The following is an 8,131-nucleotide window of genomic DNA, read 5'->3' as shown; positions in this document are numbered from 1 at the left end:
AGATTATTATGGTGGGGAGTGTGGGGACCCACCCCTAACCCCTCCGGTGGAGGGGAATTATCGAGAAATATTTGGTAATGGTTGAAGATGGAACATTTTTTTATACCGAATTAAACGGATTTGATATTATTTCAAAAAGATCGTGAATTTATCCTCTTTTTTAGAAAGATAGAAGATGGTTCTACTTTTCAGATGAGTTTGAATAATCAGGATAGATTAGAACTTTACTACGCTCTGGAATATGGAAAAAAAATTAAGTGGGATTAAACTAATTATACGAATACTTTTGAAAGCTGATCCTATAGTGGGACTTACACAATTTAATAAGCAAAATCAGACTATAATGGTTATAAACCAACGATTTTACGTCGAAGCTTTCGCTCTGATGAAACAAACAACATAAACGTTTAGCTAATATCCGTATGTGTTGCACTTCATAAACTTACAACCTACCTAGCCAAGAACCACGGCAGTGTTGCGCTCGAAAATTTGAATGTATCTGGAATCTTAGCTAACCATAACCCACCCCCATCCCCTCCCGGGAGTGGAGCTAGAGGGGTGGGTGCAGACCAAGGTTTTTATGAGTTTAGACGACAACTTGAGTATAAGTGTCAATGGTATGATTGTGAGCTAGTAATAGTAGATAGATTTTTTCCATCATCAAAGACTTGCAGTAGGTGCAGTCATATTCAGGATATGCCATTAAACTTGAGAACTTTTGATTGCTCTGAATGCGGTATATCTATAGACAGAGACTTAAATCCAAGTATAAAGAGCGAGAGATGCGGTCGGCTTGACCGTTGATGCCTGTGGACGGAGTGCTGCCGACAGTTCCGCAAGAAGCAGGAAGTAAACATTCATAATATCACTTGACTCTCGGTCTAATACCATAATGACGATACTGTAAATAATCTCGGAGAATACGGTCGTGGTCAAAACAGAGGTCTTGGGGAATTTGCCAAGATTCAAACAAAGCTAAATTTTTTGCATCATCGGCTGCTTTTGGTTCTCCAGTAGCAGTGGCAATAAATACAACACTCATAGTGTGTTGACGAGGGTCGCGACTGGGGTCAGAATAAACATAAAATTGTTCGATTAATTCTACTTCTAAACTGGTCTCTTCTTTTGCTTCTCGTCGCGCTGCAGTTTCGACAGATTCTCCATAGTCAACAAACCCACCAGGAACTGCCCAACCAAAAGGTTCGTTTTGACGTTCGATCAGTATAATAGGCCGCCCCGGTCGATTAGTTAATTCAATAATAATGTCAACGGTCGGAGTAGGGTTGCGATATGCCATGTTAATTTTTGAGAAACAATCATTTTGAATTTTATCTGCCTAAATACCAATTGCCAAGGAACTTTATGTTTAAATTAGACACTTAATAATGTTAAAAACTTAGTGATATACTTGATTTTTATGGTCTAATTAGTATTAGAACAATTCTTAAAAATAATGTTATATTTATTGAAAACTTCAGTTATTAAGTAATAATGGTTAATTAATCGGGACTTACCCATAACTATCACATATAGTTAACGGCCGTTCACACCTAAAAATGGTGTATAATTTCGTCTTTTGCATAAGTCCTGTTAATGTTTTTAGCAATTATTTATATATTGCTCCTACTCCCTACTCCCTGCTCTTAAAAAAATGTAGCAAAAATGCATGAAATTTGATATTTAGATGAAAAAATGTTACAAAGCTGTGATTTATAGGGAAAATGGAGCAGGCATTTGTAGCAAATATTTATTCAAATGGTATAGTAGATAAGTATAGAGAAGAGGAATTAATACCTTGCACTCAAGCCATTAACAAAAAACAACAAAATAAATAGTGCTAGGTACATAGAAATAAATTTCTCTTCTCCTAATGACAAAAGAGAAAGACTTTTTTTTAAGTCAAGGAGGTATTTCTATGTCTACTCTTATCTATACTGAGCAAAAGTATATTCTCATCCATACTGAGCAAAAAAAAACTCAGCAGATCAAACCGAAGAAACATTTAAACAAAAAAGTAAAAATAAAAGCTATAAAAAGTGAAAAAAATTTAGTTGATGAATATTGGCACAAGTCAGAGCCTGAATCTTTTCATGATTTACTGATTCGATTTATTTCTGGATTTATCGTTCCTCTCTGATTTTTGAGATTTTTCTTGACCAAATTTCCTGCTTTTTTGACTAGCCATAATAATTTTCCCAACCTTTCTTTGAAGCTAAGAGCTGGTTTATAAAGTAAATCTTAAATTAGCTCATCCCCTGACCTTAGGTGAATCAAAGTGACATAAATCATTGCTTCACTGAATGTTATAGCTATAAGTATTTCCTAAGTCATGCAAGGAAAAAATTTATTTTTTACCCCTTGAAAGGGGAGGCTTCAAGGCGTGAATTATTTAATTATTAATTCTTCGGTAAAAACTATTACCTATAAGATTTTGAAGTTTTAGAGCTGTCCTAACTTTAGTGCATACTGTTATACTTGGACAAGACTTTCTTTAGATTATCTTTATAAATCAACTTTTACAGCGGTTTTCATTTCAGTAGACCACAGTAGGGGCGAATGGCATTTGCGCTCCGCAAAGCTACGCTAACGCCCTTACAAGGTTTTGGTTATGACGATGTGGTTTATCAATCTGAAAAGCGCTGTAATTAAATTAGTTTGGTATTCAGTAAAAGAATAGATAGGAAATCGGGCATTGGTAATTGACAGGATGATTTATATTTTGGGGTAGCGCCCTCGTTCCTACCCAGGTTAATGATTGACAACCACAGGGGAATTGTCCCTACAAATTTCATCCTGTGATTTACCAACGCCTAAATTAGTTTGGTATTCAGTAAAAGAATAGATAGGAAATCGACTATTTAAATTTCTTAAAGAATTAGAAAATTTATTAAAGTGACAAGTCTATTCACCTCATCAGAGTGGAACATGGCAATATTGATATCATTTTCATATTGGAGAATCATAGTATCAATAACTCCTGAAAACTCATCTGCTATTACATCGTGAGCTTTCAGTAATTCTATAGGAATTTTTGATTCTTGAGGACTGGGAGTTTCATAGGGCAATAAGTAGCGATATGGCTAACGCCACGCTCCGCGAACGCCAATTTCTTTCTCTTCATTACGAACTACAGCAAATTGTGGGTCCTTCCATCCTTGAGCAACTACCCTACCATCCCGTTTGATAATTGGTAATTCTTCCCCCACAGCACTGATTTTTTTGTAGACATCCTGATTGACATCCTCCCGACGCTGCACTTGCGTGACAGCGCGGGATTCCTAAGATCGCGCTTTAGGGGCTTTCTGCTTCAATGCACCTGCCTTCCGGGGTTTACTCCCTTTGGGTCTTACAGTCGCTCCACAGACTAAAACTGCGAGTCCCGCAGCCTTCGAGTGTGGGCGTTCCCTTGCGTCTGACACCGACGCGGGTTCCCATCAGCAAACCCTATTTATACTTGCGTTAATATCGCGGTCATGGTGAGTACCACAGGACTGACAATCCCACTCCCTGATATTTAGAGGCAATTTCTCTACTACATCACCACAATTAGAGCAACGCGCGCGAACTAGGGAAATATCTGTCAATTTTGATTAATTCCCGTCCATACCATTTAGCTTTATACTCTAATTGCCTGAGTAATTCTCCCCAGTTAGAATCACTAATAGCTCTGGCTAATTTATGGTCTCTTGGTGCGCGTTCCGCAAGGGAGCTGGCGTATTCGCGGGGTCGCACCCCTTTTTGACCATGTTTTTTACTGCCAAATCCTCTACTACAACAGTTTGATTTTCTCTGATTAGTTGGGTTGTCAGTTTATGGGTGTAGTCTAGCCTGGAATCTTTGATTTTTGCGTGTATCTTAGCTACTTTTATTCTAGCTTTGTGATAGTTATTAGAGCCTTTTGTTTTACGAGAAAGTGATTTTTGGGCTAACCTTAATTTTTTGTGTAACTTGTAATGGTTCTTTAGGTTAGCAAATTTTTCTCCATCACTGGTCGTTAATAGACTGGTAATTCCTAAGTCAATGCCTATCTGTTTTTTAAGTGGCTTGAGGCTCAAATCTCTAGTATCATTAACTCTCAAAGATACAGACCACCTACCAGATGGGTCAAGTTTTACGGTAATTGTGCTTGGTACACAACCTGGTGGTAGTTGTCTACATCCATCTAATAGGCAATGGTTCAGCACACTTAGCTAAATATACTTGACCATCTTTCCACTTAAATGCGGACTTTGTGAACTCAGAATTACCACCATTGCGCTTTTTCTTAAAGTTAGGGTTTTAGCCCGTCCACTAAAAAAGTTCGTAAAAGCTGTTTGTAAATGCCTGAGACTTTGTTGGAGTGGCACACAACTTACTTCGCTGAGGAATCCTAAGTCATCCTGCTTTTTCCAGTTGGTCAGCATGGCCGAAGTTTCCTTATATCCTATTCGCGGCTTTGTTGTTCATACCACGCCTGAGTTCTCACCGCTAAAGCTTTGTTGTAGATTAGTCGAACGCACCCCAAAGTTCTCCTATGCAGATTTTCCGGCTCTGGGTTTGGATAGAACCTGAATTGGTATGCTTTTTCGACTTTTGTTAAATCCGAATTTAACCTAAAATTATTAGTGATTTACGGGCATCCCAGTAATATAATGATAAAATTTATTTTTTAGCTAAATTTGTAATTTAGATAATTATGCGAACCTATTATTGCGGCCAACTAAATAGTAATAATATTGAAGAAACTGTAAACCTCTGTGGATGGGTAGACCGTCGTCGGGATCATGGGGGCGTAATTTTTTTAGATTTGCGCGATCGCACAGGGATTGTCCAAATTGTGAGTGACCCAGAGCGGACTCCTGACTCATATCAAATAGCTGGGGATATTCGCAATGAATATGTTGTGCAAATTACAGGTAGAGTCAGTCGTCGCCCGGAAGAGTCTCTCAACCCTAAACTTCCTACTGGCGAAGTTGAAATTTATGCCGATGACATTAAACTGTTGAATAGTTTAGGGAAACAATTACCATTTCAAGTTTCCACTGCCGAAACAGAATCTGTCCGGGAAGAGTTGCGACTCAAATATCGCTACTTAGATTTGAGAAGGGAGCGCATGACTAAAAACCTGCAACTACGCCATGAAGTTGTCAAAGCTATCCGCCGTTTCCTGGAAGACGAACAAAATTTTATTGAAGTCGAAACACCCATTCTCACTCGCTCTACTCCAGAGGGAGCGCGGGATTATCTTGTTCCTAGTCGCGTTCATGCAGGGGAATGGTTTGCTCTACCTCAGTCTCCCCAATTATTCAAACAAATGTTAATGGTTTCCGGTTTTGACCGTTATTATCAAATCGCTCGTTGTTTCCGGGATGAAGATTTGCGAGCGGATAGACAGCCAGAATTTACTCAGTTAGATATGGAAATGAGTTTCATGTCTCAGGAGGAAATTATCCAATTAAATGAGAAGTTGGTGGGATATATTTTTGAGAAAGTCAAAGGCATAGATTTGCCTCTACCATTTCCTCGCTTGACTTATGCAGAAGCAATGGATCGTTACGGCAGCGATAAACCAGATATTCGGTTTGGCTTAGAATTGGTAAATGTCTCTGACTTAGTGAAAGATTCTGGTTTCAAAGTATTTTCTGGAGCAGTTGCTGCTGGTGGGATAGTGAAAGTGTTGCCTATTCCTGGAGGTAACGATGCTATCTCCAATGTAAGAATTAAACCGGGTGGCGATTTGTTTAAAGAGGCGAGTGAAGCAGGAGCCAAAGGTTTGGCTTATATTCGTGTTAAAGAGAAAGGCAAAATAGATACTATTGGAGCTATTAAAGATAACCTCACCGACGAACAAAAACAGGAATTGTTAGAACGCACGGGTGCAAAACCAGGTCATTTGCTATTATTCGCTGCTGATGATGCAAGTACTGTGAATAAAACTTTAGATCGTTTGCGGTTAGTGGTGGGTGAAGAGTTGGGATTAATTGACCGCAATAAAATTAGTTTATTGTGGGTAACAGATTTTCCTATGTTTGAATGGAATCAGGATGAAAAACGTTTGGAAGCTTTACATCACCCATTTACTGCACCTCACCCAGACGATATTAATGACTTGAAAACAGCACGAGCGCAGGCTTACGATTTGGTTTTTAATGGTTATGAAATCGGCGGTGGTAGTCTGCGGATATATCAACGAGATGTACAGGAAAAAGTGTTTGAGGCTATTGGTTTATCTGATGAGGAAGCTGATAGTAAGTTCGGTTTTTTGTTAGAAGCTTTTGAATATGGCACTCCTCCTCATGGTGGTATTGCTTATGGTTTAGATCGGTTGGTGATGTTGTTAGCTGGTGAAGAGTCAATTCGAGATGTAATTGCATTTCCGAAGACTCAGCAGGCTAAATGTTTGTTGACAAATGCACCGTCTGAGGTTGATAAAAAGCAATTGAAAGAATTACACGTTAGTTCGATTTCTAAACCGAAGTCTTAGTTATAGCAAAAGGCAGCGAGAGCTGTTTGCGTAGCATGAAAAACAGAAAGGCAGAATTTTGCTTCTGAGCATTCTGCCGTTTCAGCTTTTGTGTAAATTATCACCTTGTTTGACTACTGCTATAACCTTAAGTCAACAATTTCAAGTTCTGCTGAAAAAGGAAGTCTAACAACTGCAACTAAATTACTTAACCATATTGACGTTTGACATTTTTATAACTTCGTCTAGCTGCAAAAGGTTTAAACTGGGTATCCACAAACTGTACAGGCTCGTATGTCTCAATCCACAAATGCGCTCCACAATCCAAGGGTTCATAAGGCCGATAAACTATACGACACGGACCTTCAAGAATCATCTGATAACCAAAATCGTTACGATTTGTCTGCTTCAAGCAGACTACTGGTATTAATTGGTCGGGAGTCATTAGAGGATCGTGTCTAATTCTATCTCCATTTTTTCTAATTCTATGTTGATTAACATGAACTATGGTTGGCTTCTTTCGTTTGTGATGACACCAAACACCTTTCGGACCTCTCCTTCCTGGTATGACCACAGGCATTTTCCCATAAAGAGGTATTTGCCAAAATCCGTTATGCTTATAAGCACCTTTAATTCTGTTTTGAGAAAGCAAGACTCTCACTCGTTGACAACAGATGCCTAATAAAAAAGCTGCTTCTCTAGTTGTGATAATAGTCATTTTTACTCTAGCACTATAGTTTTTATTATAATTGAATTATATCTATCTATATATTATTTAGTTCAGTAAATAATAATGTTATATTTGTTACTATTGAATTATATCTATCTATATATTATTTAGTTCAGTAAATAATAATGTTATATTTGTTACTGTTGAGAAAAAAATATGGGACTTCTGCATAGTAATGGTAGATAGGGATTGAACTAGGTTAAGGTTGGCCCACTTACTTGGTTTCTGATTGTTGAAATGATCGGATAAATATTTTTAGATTTATGAGAAATATTGATAATTTAACTATTCATCGTTTCCGTGGTTTGCGAGATTTGACATTGGAAGATTTAGGTCAAATAAATTTATTAGTTGGTGTTAATAATTCAGGTAAAACAAGTGTTTTAGAAGCGATTTATACCTACTGCAATCCTTTAGATCCTTTGGAATGGATAAATACTGCTTGGCGACGGGAAATTAAATTTTCCCGTAAATCAAAATTAGAATCTCTTAAGTGGTTATTTCCTCAAAATAGTGACAATAATCCAGATGATTTTTATCAAGGAGAAACTTTTGTTTCTGGCAGTGGTAATTTTGGTGTAGTAGAGTCAAAAGCAACTTATGAAGAATTTGAAGGAATCTGGGATACCACAGAAAATATTAATGAAGAATACGATCAAGAAAGTCTGATTGATGAGATAGATATTGATAATAATGAAATTAGATGTGGTGCAGATTTAAAGCTAACATTTACCCCACCAGAGAAAATAATTGAGCTTCTTAAGGATGTAAATAAGGATATATCTATATCTAAAAAGTTTAAAATATGGGAAAATCAACCATTAACTACTCTTAACGAATATAAAAGCTACTGGTTATTAGTTGATACAGTTACTCCTTTTTCTCATAGGATAGAACAGTTGCAAATAAAACTTTTAACAGGTGCAACTTTCCAAGGTTTTAAGGAAGATGTACTATCC

General features: G+C 37.5%; 8 protein-coding genes and 1 pseudogene. 4 read left to right on the top strand and 5 right to left on the bottom strand.

Annotated elements, in window-relative coordinates; genetic code table 11:
• The first annotated feature begins 489 nt into the window (after positions 1–489).
• On the top strand, positions 490–804 hold the full coding sequence (locus F6K13_RS08600; RefSeq protein ID WP_161564450.1) for a zinc ribbon domain-containing protein: 315 nt from the start codon (positions 490–492) through the stop codon (positions 802–804).
• Between the two features lie 61 nt (positions 805–865).
• Here the strand turns inward: F6K13_RS08600 and F6K13_RS08595 are convergent, their stop codons facing one another.
• Positions 866–1,297: an NUDIX hydrolase gene (locus F6K13_RS08595; protein WP_124144366.1), complete on the bottom strand. Its 432-nt coding sequence runs from the start codon at positions 1,295–1,297 to the stop codon at positions 866–868.
• Between the two features lie 573 nt (positions 1,298–1,870).
• Here F6K13_RS08595 and F6K13_RS08590 point away from each other — a divergent pair.
• A complete protein-coding gene (locus F6K13_RS08590; protein WP_124144365.1) occupies positions 1,871–2,137 on the top strand; it encodes a hypothetical protein in 267 nt (88 codons plus the stop codon).
• A 730-nt stretch (positions 2,138–2,867) separates the two neighbouring features.
• Here F6K13_RS08590 and F6K13_RS08585 read toward each other — a convergent pair.
• The 3 genes and pseudogenes from F6K13_RS08585 to F6K13_RS08575 all read right to left on the bottom strand — a co-directional run bounded on the left by F6K13_RS08585 (position 2,868) and on the right by F6K13_RS08575 (position 4,609).
• Positions 2,868–3,065 (bottom strand): hypothetical protein, encoded by a 198-nt coding sequence (locus F6K13_RS08585; RefSeq protein WP_124144364.1) that lies wholly within the window; start codon positions 3,063–3,065, stop codon positions 2,868–2,870.
• A gap of 15 nt (positions 3,066–3,080) precedes the next feature.
• A complete protein-coding gene (locus tag F6K13_RS08580; RefSeq protein ID WP_161564449.1) occupies positions 3,081–3,257 on the bottom strand; it encodes a hypothetical protein in 177 nt (58 codons plus the stop codon).
• A gap of 21 nt (positions 3,258–3,278) precedes the next feature.
• Positions 3,279–4,609: pseudogene (locus tag F6K13_RS08575) on the bottom strand (RNA-guided endonuclease InsQ/TnpB family protein).
• A 66-nt stretch (positions 4,610–4,675) separates the two neighbouring features.
• On the opposite strand from F6K13_RS08575, the gene aspS reads away from it, so the two are divergent.
• Positions 4,676–6,463, top strand: a complete 1,788-nt coding sequence (aspS, locus tag F6K13_RS08570; RefSeq protein WP_124154542.1) for an aspartate--tRNA ligase — start codon at positions 4,676–4,678, stop codon at positions 6,461–6,463.
• A 187-nt stretch (positions 6,464–6,650) separates the two neighbouring features.
• Here the strand turns inward: aspS and F6K13_RS08565 are convergent, their stop codons facing one another.
• Positions 6,651–7,160 carry a hypothetical protein gene (locus tag F6K13_RS08565; protein WP_192901273.1) on the bottom strand — a complete coding sequence of 170 codons (510 nt, stop codon included), beginning with the start codon at positions 7,158–7,160 and terminating at the stop codon, positions 6,651–6,653.
• Positions 7,161–7,435: 275 nt separating this feature from the next.
• On the opposite strand from F6K13_RS08565, the gene F6K13_RS08560 reads away from it, so the two are divergent.
• Positions 7,436–8,131 (top strand): ATP/GTP-binding protein (locus F6K13_RS08560; RefSeq protein ID WP_287287210.1); only part of this gene is annotated, 696 nt, incomplete at its 3' end.

The organism is Okeania sp. SIO2B9 (assembly GCF_010672505.1).
Lineage (GTDB): Bacteria > Cyanobacteriota > Cyanobacteriia > Cyanobacteriales > Microcoleaceae > Okeania > Okeania hirsuta.
The sequence above is the reverse complement of the archived record's forward strand: the minus strand, read 5'-3'. Positions and strand labels throughout refer to the sequence as shown.

Coding starts and splice junctions, on each gene's coding strand:
- F6K13_RS08590 (WP_124144365.1), top strand. CDS start 1,871: ATGACAAAAGAGAAAGACTTTTTTTTAAGTCAAGGAGGTATTTCTATG.
- F6K13_RS08565 (WP_192901273.1), bottom strand. CDS start 7,160: ATGACTATTATCACAACTAGAGAAGCAGCTTTTTTATTAGGCATCTGT.
- F6K13_RS08595 (WP_124144366.1), bottom strand. CDS start 1,297: ATGGCATATCGCAACCCTACTCCGACCGTTGACATTATTATTGAATTA.
- aspS (WP_124154542.1), top strand. CDS start 4,676: ATGCGAACCTATTATTGCGGCCAACTAAATAGTAATAATATTGAAGAA.